We start from the raw sequence: 23,659 nt of genomic DNA, 5'->3' as shown, positions 1-23,659 counted from the left end.
CTCGATCCCGCCACTCGGGGCGCGGGGAGCGCCGAGCGCGCGCGGGAGCGCGCGAGCGCGCGCGACACCGATACGATCGCAAGGACGCAAGCCGGAGGTCGATGCTGACTATGGGAGACGCGAAACCCGCGACGATCTACGACGTCGCTGCCCGGGCGGGGGTGTCGAAGTCGCTCGTCTCGCTCGTGCTGCAGCGCTCCCCTCGGGTGAGCGACGGACGACGGGCCGCCGTGCTCAAGGCGATCCAGGAGCTCGACTACCGTCCCTCCACCGCCGCCGTGTCGCTCGCCGGTACCCGCAGCCGCACCGTCGGCGTCGTGCTCGACGACTTCCGCAACCAGTGGTTCGTGGACCTGCTCACCGGGCTCCGCGAGTCGCTGCAGGACCAGGGGCACCGCCTCGTCGTCGCCGACCGGTTCCTCAACACCGGACTCGACGCCTCACCGGTGGAGGGGTTCCTCTCCATGCGGGTCGAGGGCATCGTCATCGCCGGCGAACCGGACACCGACCTCGCGATCCCCGCCTCGACCCCGCTCGTCATCGCCGGCGGCCGGGTCTCGATCCCCCGCGCGGACACCGTGGCGAACGACGACCGTGCGGGCGGACGGATGGCCGCCGAACACCTCATCGGCCTCGGGCACACCCGACTCGGGTTCGTGGGCGCCCGTTCAGCGGCCGCGACCGAACGCCTCGCCGGGTTCCGCGACGGTGTCGGCGAGGCGGCAACCGTGCACGTGTCGACCCTGCCGGAGGAACTCACCGAGGACGCCGGCTTCCGTGCCGCCACCGCGCTGTTCGACGAGCACCCCGACGTGACGGCGGTCTTCGGCGCGAACGACGTGATGGCGCTCGGCGCGATGTCCTCCCTCGCCCAGCGCGGACTCCGGGTCCCCGAGGACGTCTCCGTCATCGGCTACGACGACACCCCGGTCGCCGCGACGCGGTACGTCGGCCTGACGAGCATCGACGACCGCAGTGTCGAGATCGGCCGAGGCGCCGGCGAACGCCTGCTCGCACGCATCGCCGACCCGTCGCTCGCCGCGACGGAACTGCTGGTGGAGCCCCGCCTGGTCGCCCGCCGCACCACCGCCGAGCGCTGACGCGCGGCGCCCTGGAGGCTCCCCCGGTCACGACACCCCGCTCACCTCCGCCGAGTGGTCACCATCGGTCGGCGCGCGTCGCCTGCTCCGACGGGTTGCGACCACTGGACGAGACGCCGGCGGGGTGTCGCGACCAGTCGGGGCGGGGCGCGCGGCACGGTACGCGCGGCACGACGAGCGCGGCACGACACGGGGCGCTGCCCTCAGCGACCGAGGAGCCCGAGGCCGTGCGCCTGCTCGACGGCCTCGCGACGGCCGGAGACCCCGAGCTTCCGGTACACGCTCCTGACCTGGGTCTTCACGGTGTTCACCGACACGTGCAGCTCCGCCGCGACCTCCGGCAGGCTGAGCGGCTCCGCCAGCAGCCCGAGCACGACCGACTCACGCCCCGACAGCGTCACGGCGATGTCCGGTCCCGGCATCACCGACCTGAGCCCGAGCAACGGCTCCAGGTAGGCGCGCCCACGCTGGTCGTCCGCGGCCTCGACGAGCTGCAGGACGTCGTCCCGCGGCGGCGTCAGGAGCTCGCCGCGCATGCCGTGCCGCTCGAACAGGTCGAGCGCCTCGCGGAAGGACGCCACGGCACCGAGCACGTCGCCGGTCCGCCGGAGTGCGACGGCACGGAAGAGGACGAGCACCGCAGACGTCCTGGCCTCGTACCCGGACCGCACCGACACCGCGGTGACGACGCGCAGCGCCCGGTCCGGTTCGTCACGGGCGAGCGCGAGCGCCACGTGCTCCGCCGCCGTCCACGCCCGCACCGGCCCGAGCGCGTCCAGGGAGCGCTCCGCGTGCCGCAACTGCCCCGCCGCGAGCTGCAGGCGGATCCGGGAGCGGGCGAGCAACCGCGCCGCGACCCCGGTCGCCGCGCTCCGGAGCCGGAAGCGCTGCACCTCGGCGTCGTGCATCGCGAGCTGGTCCGCCGGTGGCACCCGTCCCGAGATGGTCGTCGCCCTTGCACGCAGCGCGAGCACGATCGGCCAGTGCTCGAACGCGCCGAAGAGTGGATCGATGCGCCGCAGCAGCCCGGTGACACGGTCGGGGTCGCCGTCCTCGAGCGCGACGACGGCGCTTGCCAGGACCCCGGTGGGCACGTCGAGCGCATCGCCGGCCTCGAGCAGGCGTCGCGCGACGTCGACCTCCCCGGCGAGGGCGTGCACGAACGCGGTGAGCCCGTCGACGGCGGCTTGCTGCAGCGGTCCGTCCGGCCCCCACGCCGGCTCGATGCCGGCGAGCGTCGCCAGGGCGCCCTCGGTGTCCCCGTCCATCAGCGCGGTCGCGGCGACCTGCTGCAGGACGTAGGGGAGGCGCGGTGCCAGTTCCGTGCGCGCGTCACCGTCGAGCACGGCGAGGGCCCGGCCCACGGTCGCCGCGGCGCGACGGGCGCCACGGTCGTCGCCGGCGATGCGTCGCGCCTGGGCGTCGACGGCGGCGAGGAACGGCAGCTCGTGGGCAGGGAGGCCGGACGTCCGCGCGGCGATCGCTGGCAGCACGGCGGCGTTCACGCGGGACGCCCGTGCGTGGTGCCGGTCGGCGGCCGCCTCTGCCCGGGCGATCGCGGCGAGGACCACCGGGTGGTCGGCTGCTCGGCGCGGCTGGATCGGGTCGAGGATGCGGGCGATCGCCGGTGCTCCCGGTCCGGTGATGCGGGTCCAGTTGCGGACGAGGACCTCGGAGAGGACGTCGAGGTCGCCGAGCTGCACGGCGGCGTCGATCGCCGGGACGGTCGCCTCGTGCTCGAGCGACCACGCCACCGCCTGCTCGGCGCGGGCCCTGACCCCCTCGGGGTCACGACGGGCGGCGGCACGCCGGAGTGCGGCGGCGACCGCGGGGTGCCACGTGAACGCATCGGTCTGGTCGACGCCGCCGAACCCGGCGGCGCCGAACCCGGCGGCGCCGAGCCCAGCAGCGACAGCGGCTCGGTACGGCGCGACGAGGTCGGTCACGCCGGTCAGGTGCCGGACGAGGTCGGCCGGGGCGTGCGCGGCGGTCGCGGCACGTTCGGCGAAGTCCCGGAGCCCCGGGTCGTCGAGCGTCGCCTCGACCCATTCCGCTGCTGCACGGTCGGTGGCTCGGCGGAACCTGGCGGACACGTCGACGGGCGGACGGTCCTCGGCGGCGAGGAGCCCGCTCGCGGCGGCCAGCACGCCGGCGTTGCCCGCCGCGGACTCCGTCGCCCGTGCGACGACCGCGGGTGCCACGACGACGCCGACCGCACGGCCGACCAGGGTGGCGGTCTCCGCGGCGTCGAGGGCGAGGTCGCCCGGCCCGATCCGGACCGGGTCGTCGATCCCGTCGGGCCCGGGGACCCTGCCCGCCAGCACCAGCGCACCGTGTGCGGCGAACTCGACCACGGCACGGGAGCCGGCCGCCCCGAGGAGGTGCGCGTCGTCGACGAGGAGGGCGTGCCTCCCGTCCGGGTCACCGGCGGCGGCGACCGCCACCGCGGACGTGACCGCCTCGTCGCCCGCGCCGGCCGAGACGACCACCACCGTGCGTCGTGTCCGGTCGGCCCAGTCCTCGACGAGTGTCGTGACCCCGGCGCGCGGCGGCCCCTCGACGACGACCGGGCACCCGTCGTCGAGCGCGCGCTCGACGCGGTCGACGAGACGGGGCCGGTGCACGACGGGCGCGTCGGCACGCCGGACCACCGGTCCGGTCGTGCCGATCTGCGGGCGCGGGAGCGGGGTCACTGCGTCAGGCGGCGAACCGCTCCACGCGGAGGACGCACGACAGACCGCTCTCGGACGTGTCGATGGTGGTGTCCCAGTCCTTCGAGGCCTTGGCGTCCACGCCGTCGACGTCGACCTCCTTGACGGCCCGGGTGTCCGACGCGCCCTTCAGGAGCGAGACGTAGACGCGGTAGCTCTGCGCACTGTCCTCGGGGTTCTCGGCCGTTCCCTTCACGGACCACGACGACCCGTCACGCTTGCACGAGGTGACCTGGACGTCCTTGACCGCGCCGACGTAGTCGCCGTCGCCGCCTGCAGGGGTCTGCACCTCGGTGATCGCCGGCTGCTCGGTGGCGGACGCCGACGCGGACGCGGACGCCTTGCCGTCCGGGGCGTCACCGGAGCACCCGGCGAGGCCGAGTCCCAGTGCGGCGACCCCGACGAGGGCGAGCAGTCGGACGGAGACGGAGCGCGTGGGGCGCAGGGTCATCGGTGTTCCTTCCTGGAGCGGCGGCGGTTCCCGACGACCGCCAGTGCGAGGCCGAGCAGCACCATCAGGGCGGCTGCGGCCAGCGCCGGGGCGGCGTCCGCCCCGGTGAACGCGAGGGCAGGGACCCCCGCAGCGGGACGGGTGGTGATCCGGACGCTGTCGGGCGCGGACACGACCGGGTCGTCACCGGGCAGGGCCCCGGGTGGCGGCGTCCCGATCGCCGTCGCGCTGTTGACAACCGTACCCGCGGCGCCGTCGGACTGTCCGACCGTGTAGGCGGCGGTCGCGGTGACGCGCTCCCCCGGCTCGAGCACGCCGGGCGTCCCGGGCCACTGGCCGTAGACGACGGTGCCGAGCCCGGGAAGCCGGTCGTCGACGTGCACGTCGTGCAGCGTCACGGTGCCGGTGTTCACGAGCGTGAAGCCGTACTGCAGCTGCTGTCCGACGGTGCCGTCGGTGCCCTCGGCGTACTGCACGGTCTTCGTGATCGTCAGGTCGCCGACCGCTCCGGCGTCCCCGACCGGCACCGTGGCACCGGACGGGTCACTCACGACGACGACGCCGGTCGGGCCCGAGCCGGACGCGGTCGCGGTGTTCACGACCGTGCCGGCGTCGACGTCGGCCTGGGTGACCGTGTACCTCGCGGTACCGGTGGCGGTCTGGCCGATGTCGAGTCGTCCGGGGGTCCCCGGCCACGTCCACGTGACGCCGGAGAGCCCGGCCATCGGGTCGTCGAGTCCGACGTCCGTCAGGATCGCGTTGCCGTCGTTCGTGACGCGGAACGTGTAGTCCACGGTGTCGCCGACCGCGCCGCTCCCCGACAGTTCGCCGGTCTTCACGAGCGTCAGGTGTGGCGCCGTCGGCAGGCTGATCCCGGCGTTCGACGAGTCGTTCACCGGCACGCCGTCCGGGGCGTACCCGGTGGCCGTCGCGGGCGAGGTCACGAGACCCGCGTCAACGTCGGCCTGCGTCAGTACGTACGTGGCGTCCGCCGTGACGGACTGCCCGGGCGTCAGCACGCCGCTGGTGCCCGGCCACTGGTAGGTGATCGCGGAGACGCCGGCCTGGGCGTCGCGGACCGAGACGCCGTACAGGGTCTGGTCCCCGCCGTTCGTCACGACGTAGTGGAAGCGCACGGTGTCACCCGCGACGCCGGTGGCCCCGGGTGCGAGCTGTGCGGTCTTCACGATCGTGATGCCCGGCGTGGCGCTCGGCGTCGGCACGGTGGCGGACCCGCCGGCCGAAGCCGAGGTCCCGTCCGGCCCGGTGCCCGTGGCGCGCGCGGTGTTCACGACCCCGCCCGCGTCGACGTCGGCCTGCGTGAGGACCGAGGTCCCGGTGATCCGGACGGTCTGCCCGGGTGCGAGGACACCCGCGCCACCCGGCCAGGTCGTGCCCGTCGTGGCGAACCCTGCGAGGTCGTCCGTGACGGCGACGTCGGTGAGGGTCACCGCGCCGGAGTTCCGCACGTCGATCGTCCACCGGACGGTGCTGCCGGCGGTGCCACTGCCCGCGAGGGTCCCCGACTTCACCACGGACAGCCCCGGGGTCCCGGAGATCGTCGTGGCGCCGTCGTCGGACGCCCGCACGGTCGCCCCGGCGGCGCTCGTGCCCGAGGTCGTCGCCGTGGACGCGATCCGCCCGCGGTCGACGTCCGCCTGCGTCAGCGTGTAGGTCGCCGTCGCCGTCGCGGACTGCCCGGGGCGGAGCACCCCGGACGCACCCGGCCACTGCACGCTAATCGCGCCGAGCCCCTGCTGGCCGTCGGCGACCGTGACACCGGAGAGCGTCGCCGTGCCGGTGTTCGTGACGCTGAACGTGTACGCCACCCGGTCGCCTGCTCGACCGGCGGCCCCGTCGGCGAGCTGCTGGGTCTTGTCGATGGTGATCCCGGCGGCGGCGGCAGCGAGTCCGACGGTCGCCGAACCGGAGGCCGTCACCGGCCCACCCGTCGGCGGGTTCGCCGTGGCGGTCGCGGTGTTCAGCACGCTGCCGGCGTCGATGTCGTCCTGGGTCACCGTGTACGCGGCGGTCGCCGTGGCGGCGGCACCCGGTGCGAGCGTGCCGTCGAACGAGTCGGCGAAGCGCAGCGCGCCGAGCCCCGGCAGCGGGTCGGTCGCCGCGACGTCGTGGAGCGTCGTGGTCCCGGCGTTCCGCACGGTGACGGTGTAGTCGACCGTGTCACCGACCGATCCGGTGGCGCCGTCGCGGAGCGCGCCGGACTTGGTCACCGCGAGCGACGGCGCTCCGGGCAGCACCACGGTCGCGTCGGCGGTCGCCTCGACGGACGGCCCGGTCGGCGGGGTGCCCGTGGCGGTCGCCGCGCTGCCGAGGGACCCGCGGTCGACGTCCCGCTGGGTGAGCGCGACCGTCGCGGTCGCCGTGACGGTCTGCCCCGGAGCGAGGACCCCGGCGGCACCCGGCCAGTCGTACGACACGGTGCCGACGCCGTCCTGCGCGTCGGTGACCGCGACGCCGTCCAGCGTCGAGGTGCCGGTGTTCGTCACGCGGTACGTGAACGTCACGACGTCGCCGGCCCGCGGCGCGGTGTCGCCGTCCGGCAGCGCCGCGGTCTTCGTGATGCCGATGCGGGCATCGGCGGGACCGGTCGCCACGGTCGCGGAGGCGTCGGCGGTCGCGGCCTGGCCGTCGGGCGCCGTCGCCGTGACGGTCGCCGGGTTGGCGACGCTGCCGCGGTCGAAGTCGGCCTGCGTGATCGTCGACGTGGCGGTGGCGGTGACGACCTGCCCCGGTGCGAGCACCCCGTCGGCCCCCGGCCACGGCCCGAACGCCACGTCGCCGAGCTGCGCGCGGAGCGCTGCCTGGTCGAGCGTCACGGTACCGGTGTTCGTCACGGTGAACGTCCACTGCACGGTGTCGCCCACGGCGCCGGTCGCGCCCGGTGCCAGGGCGCCCTGCTCGGACAGCGCGATCGCGGGCTTCGGTGCGATGGTCACGGCGGCCGAGTCGGACGCGGTGACGGTCCCGCCGCCGAGTCCGGTCCCGGTCGCGGTCGCACGGGAGGCCTGGCTCCCGGCATCGACGTCGGCCTGCGTGAGCGCGGTGGACGCCACTGCCCGTGCGGACTCCCCTGGTGCCAGGACCCCGGTGCGTCCCGGCCAGTCGACCCTGATGGTCGAGACACCGACGCGGTCGTCGGTCACGGTGACCCCGGAGAGCGTCGCGGTGCCGGTGTTCGTCACGACGTAGCCGAACTCGACGGTGTCGCCGGCGGCACCGGTGGAGCCGTCCGCGAGGCGCGCGGTCTTCGTGACGGCGATGCGCTGCTCGGCGGAGCGGAGCACGACGGTGGCGCTGTCGTCCTGCGCGCCGGGGTCCGTGACGCCGTCCGGTGTCGCCGCCGTCGCGGTCGCACGGTTGACCACGCTGCCCGCGTCGACGTCGGTCTGCGTGACGGTCGAGCGTGCGGTGGCGGTGACGGACTGTCCGGGCAGCAGGGTGCCGGCGGTGCCGTTCGGCCACGCGGACACCGTCGGGTCGGAGACGCCTGGCAGCGTGTCCGTGACGTCGACGTCGGTCAGCGTGACCGTGCCGGTGTTCGTGACGCGGTAGGTCCAGTCGATCCGGTCGCCGAGGACGCCCCGGGCGCCGTCGGCGAGCGCGCCGCGCTTGTCGATCGTCCACGAGCCGGCGCGGACAGTGTCGACCCCACCCGTCGCGGTGTCGCGCACGACGTCCCCGGCCGGGGTCGTCGCGGTCGTGGTCGCCGTGCTCTCGATCGAGCCGCGGTCGACGTCGGCCTGGGTCAGCACGTACGTCGCCGTGGCGGTGACCGACTGCCCGGGTGCGAGCTGTCCTGCGCGTGCCGGCCACGGGCCGAAGGTCACGGTGCCGAGGCGGGCCTGGTCGTCGTCGAGCGTGACGCCGTCGAGGGTCCGGTTGCCGGTGTTCGCGATCGTGAAGGTGAACGTGACGGCGTCGCCGGCCACGCCCGTGCCGCTCGTCACCCGCTCGTCCTTGACCAGCGCGATGCCGTCGGCCGGGTCCGCGGTGCGCACCGTGGTGCTGTCCGCGCCCGTGACCGGTGCCCCGGCCGGCGGGTTGCCGGTCGCGCTGGCGGCGTTCACGATGCTGCCGGCGTCGACGTCGGCCTGGGTGACCGTGTACTCCGCCGTCGCCGTCACGGTCTGCGACGGCGCGAGGGTGCCAGCGGTGCCCGGCCAGTCCGCGTCGATCGCGGACAGCCCGGCGAGGCGGTCGGACAGCGTCACGCCGGAGAGCGTGACGGTGCCGGTGTTCGTCGCCGTGAGCGTGTAGCGGACGGTGTCGCCGACGCGGCCGATGCCACCGTCGGTGTACGCGGCGGACTTCGAGAACGCCAGCGCGGCGTCGGGGACGATCACGACGGTCGCGGCGTCGGTGGCGCTGGCACGGTCACCCGATGGCGGGTTCCCGGTCGCGGTCACGGTGCTCGTCAGGGAGCCGCGGTCCACCTCGGCCTGCGTCAGCACGTGCGAGGCGGTCGCCGTCACGGTCTGCCCGGGCGCGAGGCGTCCGGCGGTGCCCGGCCAGGTGCCGTAGGCGATCGCGGAGACGTCGTCCTGGTCGTCCGCCGCGGTCACCCCGGTGAGGGTGACGTTGCCGGAGTTCGTGATCGTGTACCGGTACTCGACCCGGTCACCGGCGGCACCGGTGGCACCGTCCGCGAGGGTCGCCGACTTCACGACGCCGATCCGCGGGCCGGACGCTGCCGTCTGCACCGTCGCGGTGTCGGAGTCGTCCACGACGGAGCCGTCCGGCGCGGTGCCGGAGACGGTCGCGGAGTTCGTGACGGACCCGGCATCGACGTCGGACTGTGCGATCGTCGACGCCGCGGTCGCCGTGACGGTCTGCCCCGGCGCCAGGACACCGGTCGCGCCGGGCCAGGTGCCGACGGTCGGGTCGGAGATCCCGGCGAGGCCGTCCGCGACGGAGACGCCCGTCAGCGTGACGTTGCCCGTGTTGGCGATGGTGAAGGTCCAGCGGATACCCTCGCCGGCAGCGCCGGTGGCACCGGGCGCGAGCCGACCCGCCTTGGTGACCCGGAGCCCTGGAGCCGCCACGAGGTCGACGCCGGCGGTGTCGGTGGCGCGCACCGAGCCTCCCGTCGGGGCGGACCCGGTGGCGGTGGCGGCACTCGCGACGCGACCGGCGTCGATGTCCGCCTGGGTGAGGGCGTAGGTCGTCGTCGCGGTGACGGACTCGCCGGGGGCGAGGCGACCGGACGCACCGGGCCAGGCGCCGTAGGCGACGGTGCCGACACCCTGCTGCTCGTCGGCGACCCCGATGCCGGTGAGGGTCTGGTTGCCGGTGTTCGTGATCGTGTAGCCGAGGCGCACGGTGTCGCCGACCGTCGGCGTCCCGGTGCCGGTGCGCTCCTCGGTCTTGGTGAGTGCGATCGCCGGTGCGCCGTCGGACGTGCGGATCGTTGCACTGTCGGACGCGGTGACGTCGTCGCCGCGGGCCGGCGTCGCGGTGACCGTCGCACGGTTCACGACGGACCCGGCGTCGACGTCCGACTGGGTCACGGTGTAGGTGGCCTTCGCGGTCAGCGTCTGCCCGGGCGCGAGCGTGCCGTCGCCGTTCGGACCGTCGGCGACCGTGACCGGGCCGAGGCCGACGAGCTCGTCGGCGACCCGGCTCGCGGTCAGCGTGACCTGTCCGGTGTTCGTGATCGTGAACGTGTACCCCACGACGTCACCGACCCGGCCCGTGCCGCCACCGAGGTACGCCGCCTGCTTCTGGACCGAGACGCCCGTCGGGGCCGTCAGCGCGACACTGCCACGGGCGGTGTCGGACACGGTGGTGCCACGAGGGGCGGTCCCCGTGGTCTCGGCGGTGCTGGCGACGGAACCGCGGTCGACGTCCGCCTGCGTCAGCGTGACGGTCGCCGTCGCGGTGACGGACTGTCCAGGGGCGAGGGTCCCGACCGCGGACGGCCAGCTGCCGAACGCGATGTCGGACAGCCCGGGCTGTGCGTCGGTCAGCGTGACACCGGACAGTGTCGCCGTGCCGGTGTTGGTGACCGTGAAGCCGAGCCGGACGGTGTCGCCCGCGACGCCGGCTGCCCCGTCGGCGAGCCGCTCGGTCTTGTCGATCCGGATCCCCGGCGCTGCTGCGGCGAGCGGCACGGTGGCCGCGTCGCTCGCGGTGACGGTGTCGCCGGCTGGCGTGGTGCCGGACGCGGTGGCGTCGTTCGCGACGCTCCCCGCGTCGACGTCGGCCTGGGTGACCCGGTACGTCGCGGTGCCGGTGACGACCTGTCCCGGTGCGAGTCGGCCGGTCGTGGACGGCCAGTCGGCGATCGTCACGGCGGACAGCCCGCTCAGGACGTCGTCGATGCCGACGCCCGTGAGCGTGACGTTGCCGGTGTTCTCGACGCGGAAGCCGTACCGGACGGTGTCGCCGACCGCGCCGGTCGCCCCGGCGAGGGTCGCGGTCTTGTCGACGGTGATCGACCCGCGCGGTGCGACGGTCGCGCTGCCGTCGTCGGAGTCGGACACGGCGGCACCCCGCGGCGGCGTGCCCGTCGTGATCGCCGTGCTCGAGACCGAGCCACGGTCGACGTCGGCCTGCGTGAGCGTGTACGTGGCGTGGGCGACGACGGACTGCCCGGGGGCGAGTCGCCCGGTCGTGGACGGCCAGGCGTCGAAGCGGACGCCGGAGACACCCTGCTGCGAGTCGCTGACCCCGACGCCGGTGAGGGTCACGTCGCCGGTGTTCGTCACGGTGAAGGTCATGTCGACGAGGTCGCCGGCCACCCCGGTGGCGCCGTCGGTCAGTCGCTCGCCCTTCACGATGCGGATGCCGGGGGCGCCGCTCGTCGTGACGACGGTCCGGGTGCCGCTGCCGGACACGCTGGTGCCGGCGGGCGTGGACGCGGTCGTCGTGGCCGTGTTCGCGATCGACCCGGCGTCGACGTCGTCCTGCGTGACCGTGCGGTCCGCGGTGACGACGACGGCCTGCCCGGGTGCGAGCGTGCCCGCGGTGGTGTTCGGCCAGGTGGTGGTCGGGGTACCGAGCCCGGCGATCGGGTCGGCGACGGCGACGGCGGTGAGCGTCGTCTGTCCGGTGTTCGTCGCGGTGACGGTGTACCGGACGACGTCGCCGACCTGCACGGCGCGGATGTCGCCGCCGCCGACCGTCGCCGCGGTCTTCCTGGTGGCGACCGAGCTCGACGGGTCGAGCACGACCCGGCCGTCGGACGTGGCGCTCACCGGCGCACCGGTGCGCCGGTCGGTGGCGGTCGTCGTCGCGGCACTCGAGAGCGACACGTGGTCGTCGGTGTCCGCCGCCGCGCGGTCGACGTCGGCCTGCGTGAGCCGGTACGTCGCCGTCGCCGTGACGGACTGCCCCGGCGCGAGCGTGCCGGTGGTGCCGGACGGCCACGCGCCGAACGCGACACCGGACAGGCCCTGCTGCTCGTCGGTCAGGCCGACGCCGGTCAGCGTGGTCTTCCCGGTGTTCGTGACGGTGTAGCCGAACCGCACGATGTCCCCGGCGACACCGACCGACCCGTCGGTCAGCGCCTCGGTCTTGTCGAGCGTGATCGTCGGCGCTGGTGCGTCGGTCGCGGTGGTCGACGCTGCGGTCTTCGTGATCGCGGCTCCGGTCGGCGGGCTGGCGACCGCGTTTGCGGTGTTCACGACGCTGCCGGCGTCGACGTCCGCCTGGCTGACCGTGTACGCCGCGGTCGCCGTCGCCTGCTGCCCGGGGAGGACCGTCCCGGGCTTCGACGGGTCCGGCCAGGTGTACGACAGGACGCCGACGCCCTGCAGCTGGTCGGTCATCTGGAGCAGGTCGAGCGTCGTGTTGCCGGTGTTCGCGGCGGTCAGCGTGAAGCGGAGCTCGTCGCCCGCGCCGGCACCGCTGCCCGTCGGGACGCCCGTCTTGCTGAAGGAGAACGTGTTGACCTGCGTGATCGGCACCGTGCGGTAGCTCGTCGCCGTGACCGCTGCGCCGCTCGCTGGCGTCCCCGTGGTGGTCGCGGGGCTCGAGACGAAGCCGGCGTCGATGTCCGCCTGGGTCAACGTGTGCACGGCGGTCGCGGTGACGGTCTGTCCGGGCGTCAGGCGCCCGGCGGTGCCGGAGGGCCAGGTCCCGATCGTGATGCCGTCGCCGTTCGCACCGGCATCCCGGATCGTCACGCCGGTCAGCGTGAAGTCGCCGGTGTTCGTCACGGTGTAGCCGAGGTCCACCGGGTCGCCGGGCTTCGGCGTGCCGGTACCGGGGACCGTCGCGGTCTTGACGATGCCGATCGCCGCCGTGTTGTCGGCGTCGGTCGCGATCGTGACGGTGGCGTCGCCGGACGTGGTGGTGCCCGTCGGCGTGGTGGCGCTGATCGTCGCCGCGTTCGTGATCGAGCCGGCGTCGACGTCGGCCTGGGTGACGGTGTACCGGGCGACGGCGCGGACGCGCTCCCCCGGGGCGAGCGATCCGGCCGAACCGCCGGACCACTCGACGTTCGTCAGGGTCGGCGTGCCGGTGACCGGGGTCGCCGAGGCGAGGCCGACGAGCTGGTCGCGGAGCGCGATCCCGTCGAGCGTGACCGTGCCGGTGTTCGTCGCGAGGAACGAGAAGACGACGGTGTCGCCGACCTTCCCGCTCTGCACGGCCCCGTCCGAGCCGACGTCGTAGCGCGCGGTCTTCGTCAGGGACACGGCCGGGGTCGGGGTGATCGTGACCCCGGCGCTCGCGGTCGCGGTGACCCGGGTGCCGGCGGGGGTCGTGCCGAAGGCCGTCGCGACGGAGCTGATGCCGCCCGCGTCGACGTCGGACTGGCTCAGCGTGTAGCTGGCCGTGGCGGTGGCGCTCCGGCCGGGAGCGAGCGTGATCGTGGTGTCGCCGTCGGCGAAGACGACGCTCGAGATGCCGCGCTGGGCGTCCTGCACGCCGACGATGGTCAGCGTGACGTTGCCCGAGTTCGTGATGCGGTAGCGCATGTCGACCTGGTCGCCGGCGACGGCCGCGCGGGTGGTCGAGCCGTCCGCGGCGAAGGTCTCGGCCTTCGTGACGGTCAGGCCGGGGGCGGCGTCGTTCGTCGTCACGGTGGCCGACGCCGTCGCGGTGACGGTCGCGGGGTCGACGCCCGTGGGGGCGGTCCCGGTGACGGACGACGAGTCGACGAGGGATCCGGCGTCGACGTCGTCCTGCGTGATGGTGGAGGTGGTCGTCGCGGTGACGGACTGTCCTGGGGCGAGGGTGTTCGGCGCGTTGGGCCAGGCGTAGGTGACGGTGCCGCCGAGGGCATGCACGATCTCCGGCACGGACAGGGTCACGGTGCCGGTGTTCGTCGCGCGGTACGTCCAGGTCACGACGGACCCGACGCCGCCGGTGCCGCTCGTGACGGTGCCGCTCTCGGTGAGGGCGACCGCGGGCGAGCGGTTGGTGCTGACGGAGCCGGTGTCCGTGTCGCGGACGGTCGTCCCGCCCGGCGAGACACCCGTCGTCGTCGCCGTGCTCGAGATCGTGCCGGCGTCGACGTCCGCCTGGGTCAGCGCGTACGTCGCGGTGACGGTGACCGACTGCCCGGGGGCGAGCCGTCCGGCGGTGCCGGAGGGCCATGCGCCGTAGGTGAACGCGGAGATCCCGGACTGCGCGTCGGTGAGGCTGATGTTCGTCAGGGTCTGGTTGCCGGAGTTCGTGATCGTGTAGCCGAGGCGCACGGTGTCACCCGCGACACCGGTGGCGGTCGTGCCGAGCCGCTCGGTCTTGGCCAGGTCGATCGCGGGCGCACCACCGGCCGGCGTCACGGTCGTCGAACCGGTGCCGCGCACGGCGGAGCCGCCCGGAGTCGTGCCCGTCGTGGTCGCGGTGTTGACGATGCTGCCGGCGTCGATGTCCGCCTGGGTGATCGTGTACGTCGCGGTACCGCGGACGGTCTGTCCCGGCGCGAGCGTGCCGGAGGTGCCGGAGGGCCACGTGCCGTACGAGATCGTCGAGAGCCCGGACAGCGGGTCGCTGACGCCGACGCCGGTCAGGGTCGTGGTACCGGTGTTCGACACGTCGAAGCGGTACGTCACGGTGTCGCCGGCCCGGCCGGTCCCGCCGACGACGGCGCTCTTCGCGACCGCGATGCCGGGCGCCGCGGTGATCGCCGCCGATGCCGATGCGGGCGTCGTCACGGCGGTGCCGGAGGGCGTCGTCGCCGAGGCCGTCGCCCGGTTCGCGACGGTGCCCGCGTCGACGTCCGCCTGCGTCAGCGTGTACGACGCCGACGCGGTGGCCGACTGTCCCGGCGCGAGGCGACCCGCAGTGCCCGGCCACGTGGACGTCATCGCACCGAGGCCGGCGTGCGGGTCGGTGATCGCGACGTTCGTGAGGGTCTGGTTGCCCGAGTTGGTCACCCGGAGGGTGTAGACGAGGGTGTCACCGGCCCGGCCGGTGTACCCGCTGCCCGTCGCCACGCTCTTCGTGAAGCCGAGCGCCGGCGAGCCCGCGAGCGGGATCGTGCCGGAACCCTGCGCCGTCGCAGTCGTCGTGCCGGACGGACCGGACCCGGACGCTGTCGCGGTGTTCGTCACCGAGCCGGCGTCGATGTCCGCCTGGGTCACCGTGCCGGACGCCGTCGCGGTCGCGGACTGCCCCGGTGCGAGCGTCCCGGCGGTCCCCGGCCACGTGTAGGTCAACGAGGAGAGCCCGGCGAGCGAGTCCGTCGCGGCGACGGACGTCAGCGTGGTGTTGCCGGTGTTCGTGATGCGGAGCGTCCAGTCGGCGCGGTCGCCGGCGGTCCCGGTCGAGCCCGCGGCGAGCGAGCCGGTCTTCGTGACGGTGATCGACGCCGTGCGGTCGATCGACACGCTGGCCGCGGTGGCCTGGGACACGACGGTGTTCGACGGGGTCGTGCCGGCGATCGTCGCGGTGTTCCGGACGGTGCCCGCGTCGACCTGCGTCTGCGTCAGCGTGGACGTGGCGGTCGCGGTGACGGTCTGCCCCGGAGCGAGGCGCCCGGTGGCCCCCGGCCACGAGGACGTGATCGCGGAGAGCCCCGCGAGCTGGTCGGTGATCGTGACGCCGGTGAGCGTCACGTTGCCGGTGTTCCGCGCGGTGAAGGTCCAGCTCACGGTCGACCCGGCCGCGGCACCCGCCGGCGCCGTGCCCGCCTTCGTGAAGGACAGCGCGCCGGACGCCGGCACGACGAGCGTCGAGGGGGACGACACGGTGACGGCCGTGCCCGCGGGCGAACGACCCGTCGACTGCGCGGTGTTCACCACGCTGCCCGCGTCCACGTCCGCCTGGGTCAGCGTGTACGTCGCGGTCGCGGTGACGGACTGCCCCGGTGCGAGCGTGCCCGCGGTGCCGGAGGGCCACGTGCCGTACGCGATCGTGGAGACACCCGCGAGTGCGTCGGACACGGTGACACCGGTGAGCGTCTGGTTGCCGGTGTTCCGCGCCGTGAACGTGTAGTCCACGGTGTCACCGGCCTTGCCCGTCGCACCGGCGGCGAGCGCCCCGGTCTTCGACACGGCGATCCCGGGCGCCGCCGGCACCGTGGTGCGGGCCGATGCGGAGTTGGTCGCGGTGCTGCCGTCGGGCGCGGTCCCGGTCGCGGTGGCCGTGTTCGTCACGACCCCGGCGTCGACGTCCTTCTGGGTCAGCTTGTAGGTCGCCGTCGCGGTGGCGGACTGCCCGGGGGTCAGGCGGCCGGAGGCACCAGGCCACGAGTACGTCAGCGAGGACAGCCCGGTCAGCGGGTCGCTGACGGCCACCCCGGTGAGGGTCTGGTTGCCCGAGTTCCGGACGGTGAACGTGTAGTTCACGGTGTCCCCGACCGCACCGGTCGAGCCCGAGGCGAGCGCCCCGGACTTCGCGATCGCGATGCCGGGCGCACGGGTCACGGAGACCGCGGCGGAGCCCGTCGACGACGCCGGGGAGCCGGTGCCGTCGGCGCGGGTGTTCCCGGAGGCCGTCGCGGTGTTCACGACGCTGCCGGCGTCCACGTCCGCCTGCGTCAGCTTGTACGTCGCCGTCGCGGTCACCGTCTGGTTCGGGGCGAGCTGGCCACTGGTCCCTGGCCACGTGTACGTCAGCGCCGAGATGCCGGAGAGCCCGTCCGCGATCGCGACCCCGTACAGCGTGGTGTTGCCGGTGTTCGTCGCGCTGAACTGCCAGTTCACGGTGTCACCGACCCCGCCGGTCGCACCCGAGGCGAGCGAACCGGTCTTCGTGACGGCGATCTTCTGCGCCGCGGCCACGTTGACCGTCTTCGAGGTCTGGCCGCTCGTCACGGCCGTGCCCGACGGGTTCGTGCCGTTCGCGGTCGCGGTGTTCGTGATCGCCCCGGCGTCGACCTGCGCCTGCGTCAGCGTCGACGTGGCGGTCGCGGTGACGGACTGCCCCGGTGCGAGCTTGCCGGTGGTCCCCGACGCCCAGGTGCCGTAGGAGACCGCGGACAGCCCGGCCAGCGGGTCGGCGATCGCGACACCGGTGAGGGTGCGGTTGCCGCCGTTGGTCACCCGGAACGTCCAGTTCACGGTGTCCCCGGCACGCCCGGTCGCGCCGGACGCCAGGCTCCCGTCCTTGACGATGGTCAGACTGGAGGCATCGGTCACCCGGACCGTCGCCGTCGCGTCGGTCGCGGTGACGGTCCCACCCGTGGCGGCCGTCGCGGACGCACCAGCGGTGTTCACGACGCTGCCGGCGTCGACGTCGGTCTGCGTCAGCGCGTACGTCGCGGTCCCGGTCACGGACTGCCCGGGGGCGAGCGTGCCGCTCGTGCCGGACGGCCAGGTGCCGAACGTGATCGCCGACACCCCGGCGAGTCGGTCGGTGATGCTCGCGGACGTGACGGTCTGGTTGCCCGAGTTGGTCAGCGTGAACGACCAGGTCACGCCGTCGCCGGCCTTGCCGGTCGAGCCGGCGGCGATCGCACCGGTCTTGGCGAGCGTCAGCGCGTTCGCGGCGGGGATCGCCACGGTCGCCGTCGCGGTCGGTGCGGTGACGGTGCTGCCGGTGGCGCTCCGTCCGGCGGCGGTGGCCGTGTTCGTCAGCGAACCGGCATCGACCTGCGCCTGGGTCAGCGTCGAGGTCGCGGTTGCCGTGACGGACTGACCCGGCCCGAGCCTCCCGGCCGTGCCCTGCGGCCACGTGCCGTACGCGATGGAGGAGACGCCGGCGAGCTGGTCGGTGATCGTCGCACCGGTGATCGTCTGGGCACCGGAGTTCGTCAGACGGAACGACCAGTTCACGGTGTCGCCGGCCTTGCCGGTCGCTCCGGATGCCAGCGCACCGGACTTCGTCAGGGTGAGCGCGTTCGCGGCGCCGAGCGGCTGCGTGCGCGACGCGGTCGCGGTGGGCTTGGGGCCGCCGTCCGGGTCGGTGCCCGTGACGGAGGCGGTGTTCGTGACGGTGCCGGCGTCGACGTCGTTCTGCGTCAGCGTGTACGTGCCGGTGGCCGTGACGGACTGCCCGGCGGCGAGCGTCCCCGCAGTTCCGGACGGCCAGGAGCCGTAGGTCAGCGCGGAGAGCCCGGCGAGCGGGTCCGTGATCGCGACGCCGGACAGCGGGCCGGTGCCGGTGTTCGTCGCGGTGAAGGTGTAGTTCACGGTGTCGCCAGCCTTGCCGGTCGCACCGTTCGCCAGGGCGGACGTCTTCGTCAGGCCGAGGGCGGAGAGGTACGTGTTCGTGGAGGCGGTGTCGGTCACGGACACCGTGGTGTCGCTCGCGACCTGGCCGGTCGCGGTCACCGAGCTGGTGGTCGACGCTGCCGTGGGCGGCGGACCGGTGCACTGGACCGTGGCCGTCGCGCCCGACGCCAACGGTCCGGCGATGGTGGACGACGGCGTGCACGTCTCGGTGTCGGGGAACGTCAGGCGGATGTTCGACAGGGCGACCGACCCGTTGTTCGTCACCGTGATCGTGTAGGCCGTGTTCTCCGAGGCGATCCGGTACTGGTCGTTGGTCGAGCCGTCGAGGGTCTTCGACACGCTGAGCGCCGCCGTCGGCACGGACAGCACGGCGTTCTGCAGCAGGTAGGAGTCACCGCTCGTCCCGACCGTCAGGGTCATCGACGTGTCGCCCTTGTTGACACCGGAGAGCGTCTGGGTGTGCACGTCGACGCTCTGGTTCGTGAACGCGCTGGTGTCGCTCGTCTGCGTGTACCTGGCCGAGCCGTCCGCCTGCCCGACACCGATGTTGCCGCTCGCGCCCTTGGTGTTCAGGACCTCGGTCGCGGTGCCGCCCTGCGGGGTGTACCGCATGTAGTCGCCGGTGATGCCGCGGTCGCCCTCGTACAGCGTGTACCCGAACTTCACGCCCGACTGCAGCGCCGAGAAGCCGGTGAAGTTCACGGTCAGCGGGTTGTCCGACGCGGCCTCGCGGACGTGGCCCTGGTAGTAGATGACCTTGTGCGGGGCGCTCGCGGCGTTGCCGGGGATGTACTTGCCGTAGTCGTACACGACCGTCAGGGACCAGCCCGCGTAGCAGCCGGCGCCGACCGCGGCCCAGATGTTCCCGGCGCTGACGTTCAGCGCGGAACCGGTCGTCGCGTTCGCGAAGGCGCTCGTCACGTCGGCGCTCGCCGAGTAGTACAACGCGCTCGCCTGGCTCGTCGGGTCCTCGAGGAGGGCATCGGGCGCCACGGTCCGGATCGCGCCGGTGCCGACCTTGAGCTGCACGCCCTGCGTCCGGTACCCGTTCGCGGCGTCCGGTCGCGTGGCGTACCACTGCGAGCCGTTCGCGGAGTTCCCCGAGCAGGTCACGTTGCCCGAGCCGGTGAACACGCCCGTGTTCGCGCTCTAGTCGAGGTACGCCTTCGTCACGGTGGCACCGGATGGGATCGTCACGCTGCCGGTCGACGAGTTCGTGGTGAACCCGGACACCGTGTTCGAGTTCGTCATCTTGAAGTAGTCGTTGTACGACGTCGTGACGCCCGTGCCCGGGTTGTTCGCGTGCAGGTCGGTGCAGCTGCCGCTCGTGCTCGTCGCGGTGAGCGCGGTACCCGAGCACGCCAGGACGCCGTTGCCCGTCATGGTGAAGTCGCCGTTGACGGTCGCCTGGTAGTTCGGTGACTGATCGGCCCCGCTCCCCCACTGCACCACGGCCGCCTGCGCCACCCCGGTGGTGCCCAGGGCAACGCCGGTGGTCGGGATGAGCACGGCGAGGGCCAACGCGATCCCGCGGAACCACCGGGGACGCGCGACGGATTCCGACCGATGCCGAGGGGAACGGGACGCGAGCAGCACGTGTGTGACCTTCCGGACACGACGAGGAGACCCCCTCGTGTGGTCGGGTCCACGCGTGCAGGTCAGTTTGATCAGGGATTGCCGACCGCCTCAATGGCCAGCACTTCCGATCTTGGGGTGCGCGAAGGTCGAGGACCCCTCGTTCGGGGGTTTTTCACCCCGCCGTTCACCCTGTTCGGGGGACAGGTGTCGCCCATCGCGTCCGGTGGCGGGGGCTGCGGGTGCCGCACGTGCCGGACGTGCCGCACGTGCCGCACGTGCCGCTCGTGCCGGACTGGATCGAGTGCGCAGACGATGTGAGCGCTCCACCCCGGACGTCACCACTTCTGCGCACTCATCTGCCGGAGCTGGCATCCGCTGCCCCGGCCCCGATCGAGTGCGCAGACGTTGTCAGCGAACCACCCCGGACGTCGCCACTCCTGCGCACTCGGCAGCCGGAGCTGGCATCCGCTGCCCCGGCCCCGATCGAGTGCGCAGACGTTGTCACCGGACCACCCCGGACGTCGCCACTTCTGTGCACTCGGCAGCCGGACCCGGGACGGGTTCAGCGAGGGGGCGTGGCGTGCCGGACGATCCACGCGTGCATGACGATCGCGGCGGCCGCGGACGCGTTGATGCTCCGGGTGGAGCCGTACTGCGCGATCTCGAGGTGCCCGTCCGCGCCGGCGACGGCCTCGTCGGTCAGCCCGGGCCCCTCCTGCCCGAACAGGAACACGCAGCGCGCGGGGACCTCCGCGGTCTCGAGCATCTCGGCACCAGGGGTGTTGTCGATCGCGATGACCGGGCGTCCCTCGTCGCGCATCGCCTGCAGGAAGGACGCCACGTCGGGGTGGTTCCGCACGTGCTGGTACCGGTCCGTGACCATCGCCCCACGACGGTTCCAGCGCCGGCGCCCGATGATGTGCACGGTTCCCGCGAGGAACGCGTTCGCCGACCGGACGATCGACCCGATGTTCAGGTCGTGCTGCCAGTTCTCGATCGCCACGTCGAACCCGTGTCGACGGGTGTCGAGGTCAGCGACGATCGCCTCCATCGACCAGTACCGGTAGGCGTCGACGACGTTGCGGGTGTCCCCACGTTCGAGCAGCTCCGGGTCGAGCCGGGGATCGTCGGGCCACGGCCGCGGGTGCGGCCCGACCCCCTGCGTCGTGCGCTCATGGGTCGGCGCGGGCTCGTCGGTCACGGCTCCAGCGTACGGGCGAGCCGGCTCAGGGACCCTCGAGGCAGGCGATGCATCACCGTCGGGGTTCCGCCGCCCGGGTACCCGTTGCCGATCGACGCGAGATGAGCCAGGCGAGCACAGCGCCGACGAGCGCGAGACCCACCGGGACGATCAAGAGGCCGGGACCGCTGACCGTGGTCGCAGACCCCTCCATGGCCGAAGCGTGGACGATGGGCCCGATGGTCACGGCACCGTCGCCACTGAGCACGGACGCGAACGCCCACAGCCACAGCCCGCCGTCGATGACGACGCCCGACAGCAGCGCCAACAGCCCTCCGAGGAACGAGCCGAACAGTGTGCGCTGCGTGGTCATGAGAGCCATTCCGCCGCTCACTTCAGCTTGTGGCGAGGATGATCACGCCGTTCGATCGAACAGCGGGGTGAGCGGAACGCCAGGCGTTGATCAGTGAGACCTGAGCTGCACAGGCGGACGGCGACAATGCGGTCATTCGAAGACCCCCCTCTTGTTTGATGTGTGAAATCCTGGCGTTCCACACTCCACGTGTCAAGGAGTTTCGTCGACCTCGGAAATCAGCGGACGCGGGACTCGATCCCCGCGAGCAGGATGTCCAGTCCGAGGGAGAACCGGTCGTCGTACGAGTGCGACCCGAGGATCTCGCCGACGAGCGCGTGCCGCTCCGGGCGCCCGGCCTCGGCGTCACCACGACCGACCTGCACCCCGGCGTGCCCGACGACGAAGTCGTACACGACGAAGAACGCGTACATCGCCTCGGTGTCGGACAGTCCGGCGGAGCGGAGCGCGCCGACGACCTTCGCGACGACCGCGTCCGACTCGCTCGACACCAGCGGCGCCCGGCTGCTGTGCGACTCGAGCACGAGCGGGTGGGTGCGCATCAGGTCCCGGAAGGTGGTGGCGAACACGCGGACGATCTCCCGCCAGTCCGTCGGCCACACGAACGTCGCCGTGAACTCGTCGACCGTCCGGCGCACGAGCTCCGCGTGCAGGTCGTCGAGCCCGCCGATCGTCCGGTGCACCGTCATCGGCGCGACCCCGAGCCGGTTGCCGAGGGCACGGAACGACAGCCGCTCGAGACCGTCCTCGTTCGCGATCGCCGTCGCCGCGTCGATGACCTGCTCGCGGGTGAGCACGTTCGGCCGCCCCCGACGTCGTCGCGGAGCCGCCGGCACGACGGCGTCACCGGCCGTCGGTCGTGGGGTGGCGGACGGGCTTCCGGGTTCGACGAGCACGGGTGGTTCTCCTGGTTCGGGACGGGTCCCGCAGTTTCGGTACGGGTCTCGAAAATCGTACGGCAAAGCCGAACGACGTTCGGTGTCTCGACCATCTCGGGTCCGCGAGCGGCGCGCAAGAGCCGATCCGAGCCTCCCGGCCTTTTCCGAGCCGGCCACGGGCGGCGCCGCGACCGGCGCGCACTAGGGTGAGGAACATGGCAACCCGCGACGAGGTCGAGTGCTGGCTGACGGACATGGACGGCGTCCTCGTCCACGAGAACCAGGCGCTCCCCGGTGCCCCGGAACTCATCCAGCAGTGGCTCGACGAGGGCACGGAGTTCCTCGTCCTCACGAACAACTCGATCTTCACGCCGCGCGACCTCAGCGCCCGCCTGCGGTGGTCCGGCATCGACGTGCCGGAGGACCGTATCTGGACGAGCGCCCTCGCGACGGCGGACTTCTGCAAGTCGCAGATGCCGGGCGGCTCCGCGTTCGTCATCGGCGAGGCCGGCATGACCACCGCCCTCCACGAGGCCGGCTTCATCATGACCGAGACCGCCCCCGACTACGTCGTCGTCGGCGAGACCCGCAACTACTCGTTCGAGGCGATCACCAAGGCCGTCCGCCTGATCCGCGACGGCGCCCGCTTCATCGTCACGAACCCCGACGCGACTGGCCCGAGCGCCGAGGGCGTCCTGCCCGCGACGGGCGCCATCGCCGCGATGATCGAGAAGGCCACCGGCAAGCAGCCGTACGTGGTCGGCAAGCCGAACCCGATGATGTTCCGCTCCGCGATGAACCGGATCGGCGCGCACTCCGAGAACACCGGCATGATCGGCGACCGCATGGACACCGACGTGCAGGCCGGCATCGAAGCGGGGCTCCACACCGTGCTCGTCATGACGGGCATCAGCGACCAGGCCGAGATCGACCGCTACCCGTTCCGCCCGAGCGAGGTCATCTCCGGCGTCCACGAACTCGTCCGCACCGAACCCATCGAAGTCGAGATGTAGGTGCGCTGGGACCCGGACCGCTACGCGGCCTTCAGCGACGAGCGGTCGCGTCCGTTCCACGACCTGGTCGCCCGGATCGGACGGGAGGCTCCCCGTCGCGTCGTCGACCTGGGCTGCGGTCCCGGGGCCCTCACGGCCACCCTCGCGGAACGCTGGCCGTCGGCCCGCGTCGTCGGGATGGACTCCTCGGCGGAGATGCTCGCCGATGCGGCGAGCATCGCGTCCGCGCATCCGAACCTGTCGTTCGAGCAGCGTGCCATCGAGGACTGGTCCCCCACCGCGGAGGACGACGTCGTCGTGACGAACGCCGCGCTGCAGTGGGTCCCGTCGCACGTGTCGCTGCTACCGGGGTGGCTCGCCGCGATGCCGTCCGGGTCGTGGTTCGCGATGCAGGTCCCCGGGAACTTCGACTCCCCGTCACACGCGCTGATGCGGGCGGTCGCGGCCGACGGTCCGTGGGCGAGCGTGCTCGACGGCGTCCTGCGCGCCGATCCGGTGCTCGGCCCCGCCGGGTACCTCGAGCTGTTCGAATCGAACGGCTTCCACGCGGACGCGTGGGAGACGACCTACATGCAGCTCCTGCAGGGCCCGGATCCCGTGCTCGAGTGGGTCCGCGGCACGGGGCTCCGCCCGGCGCTGGCCGCCCTCGACGCCGCCGATCCCTCCGGCGCGCTGTCCAGTGCGTACGAGTCCGAGTACGCGGCCCGTCTGCGGCAGGCGTACCCGACGGGCCCGCATGGCACGGTCTACCCCTTCCGGCGCGTCTTCGCCGTCGCCCGCAGGTCCTGA

The 23,659-nt window shown here is 73.3% G+C and carries 10 protein-coding genes; 3 read left to right on the top strand and 7 right to left on the bottom strand.

Annotated features, from left to right (window positions below; all coding sequences use genetic code 11):
* Positions 1-110: 110 nt before the first annotated feature.
* The gene (locus tag QK288_RS05745) at positions 111-1,100 is read left to right on the top strand and encodes a LacI family DNA-binding transcriptional regulator (protein ID WP_281266847.1); all 990 of its coding nucleotides are present in this window, start codon (positions 111-113) and stop codon (positions 1,098-1,100) included.
* 203 nt (positions 1,101-1,303) lie between these two features.
* Here the strand turns inward: QK288_RS05745 and QK288_RS05740 are convergent, their stop codons facing one another.
* The 7 genes from QK288_RS05740 to QK288_RS05710 form a co-directional block, all read right to left on the bottom strand.
* Positions 1,304-3,793 carry a LuxR C-terminal-related transcriptional regulator gene (locus QK288_RS05740; RefSeq protein ID WP_281266846.1) on the bottom strand — a complete coding sequence of 830 codons (2,490 nt, stop codon included), beginning with the start codon at positions 3,791-3,793 and terminating at the stop codon, positions 1,304-1,306.
* Positions 3,794-3,797: 4 nt separating this feature from the next.
* Positions 3,798-4,262, bottom strand: coding sequence for a hypothetical protein (locus tag QK288_RS05735; protein WP_281266845.1), 465 nt, complete (start codon positions 4,260-4,262; stop codon positions 3,798-3,800).
* Complete coding sequence (locus tag QK288_RS05730) at positions 4,259-18,982, bottom strand: hypothetical protein (RefSeq protein WP_281266844.1); 14,724 nt, start codon at positions 18,980-18,982, stop codon at positions 4,259-4,261. Before QK288_RS05730 ends, QK288_RS05735 begins: the two co-directional genes overlap by 4 nt.
* Positions 18,983-18,997: 15 nt before the next feature.
* Positions 18,998-19,357 (bottom strand): hypothetical protein, encoded by a 360-nt coding sequence (locus QK288_RS05725; protein ID WP_281266843.1) that lies wholly within the window; start codon positions 19,355-19,357, stop codon positions 18,998-19,000.
* A 631-nt stretch (positions 19,358-19,988) separates the two neighbouring features.
* Positions 19,989-20,627, bottom strand: a complete 639-nt coding sequence (locus QK288_RS05720) for a TrmH family RNA methyltransferase (protein WP_281266842.1) — start codon at positions 20,625-20,627, stop codon at positions 19,989-19,991.
* Positions 20,628-20,679: 52 nt separating this feature from the next.
* Entirely contained in the window at positions 20,680-20,979 is a 300-nt protein-coding gene (locus QK288_RS05715) for a hypothetical protein (protein ID WP_281266841.1), read from the bottom strand.
* A gap of 218 nt (positions 20,980-21,197) precedes the next feature.
* Entirely contained in the window at positions 21,198-21,875 is a 678-nt protein-coding gene (locus QK288_RS05710) for a TetR/AcrR family transcriptional regulator C-terminal domain-containing protein (RefSeq protein WP_281266840.1), read from the bottom strand.
* Positions 21,876-22,072: 197 nt separating this feature from the next.
* On the opposite strand from QK288_RS05710, the gene QK288_RS05705 reads away from it, so the two are divergent.
* Both QK288_RS05705 and QK288_RS05700 read left to right on the top strand, forming a co-directional pair.
* Positions 22,073-22,870 carry an HAD-IIA family hydrolase gene (locus tag QK288_RS05705; RefSeq protein ID WP_144756338.1) on the top strand — a complete coding sequence of 266 codons (798 nt, stop codon included), beginning with the start codon at positions 22,073-22,075 and terminating at the stop codon, positions 22,868-22,870.
* On the top strand, positions 22,871-23,659 hold the full coding sequence (locus QK288_RS05700) for a trans-aconitate 2-methyltransferase (protein ID WP_281266839.1): 789 nt from the start codon (positions 22,871-22,873) through the stop codon (positions 23,657-23,659). It begins immediately after the preceding gene.

Origin of the sequence: Curtobacterium sp. 9128 (assembly GCF_900086645.1) — a bacterium.
Classification (GTDB): domain Bacteria; phylum Actinomycetota; class Actinomycetes; order Actinomycetales; family Microbacteriaceae; genus Curtobacterium.
The sequence above is the reverse complement of the archived record's forward strand: the minus strand, read 5'-3'. Positions and strand labels throughout refer to the sequence as shown.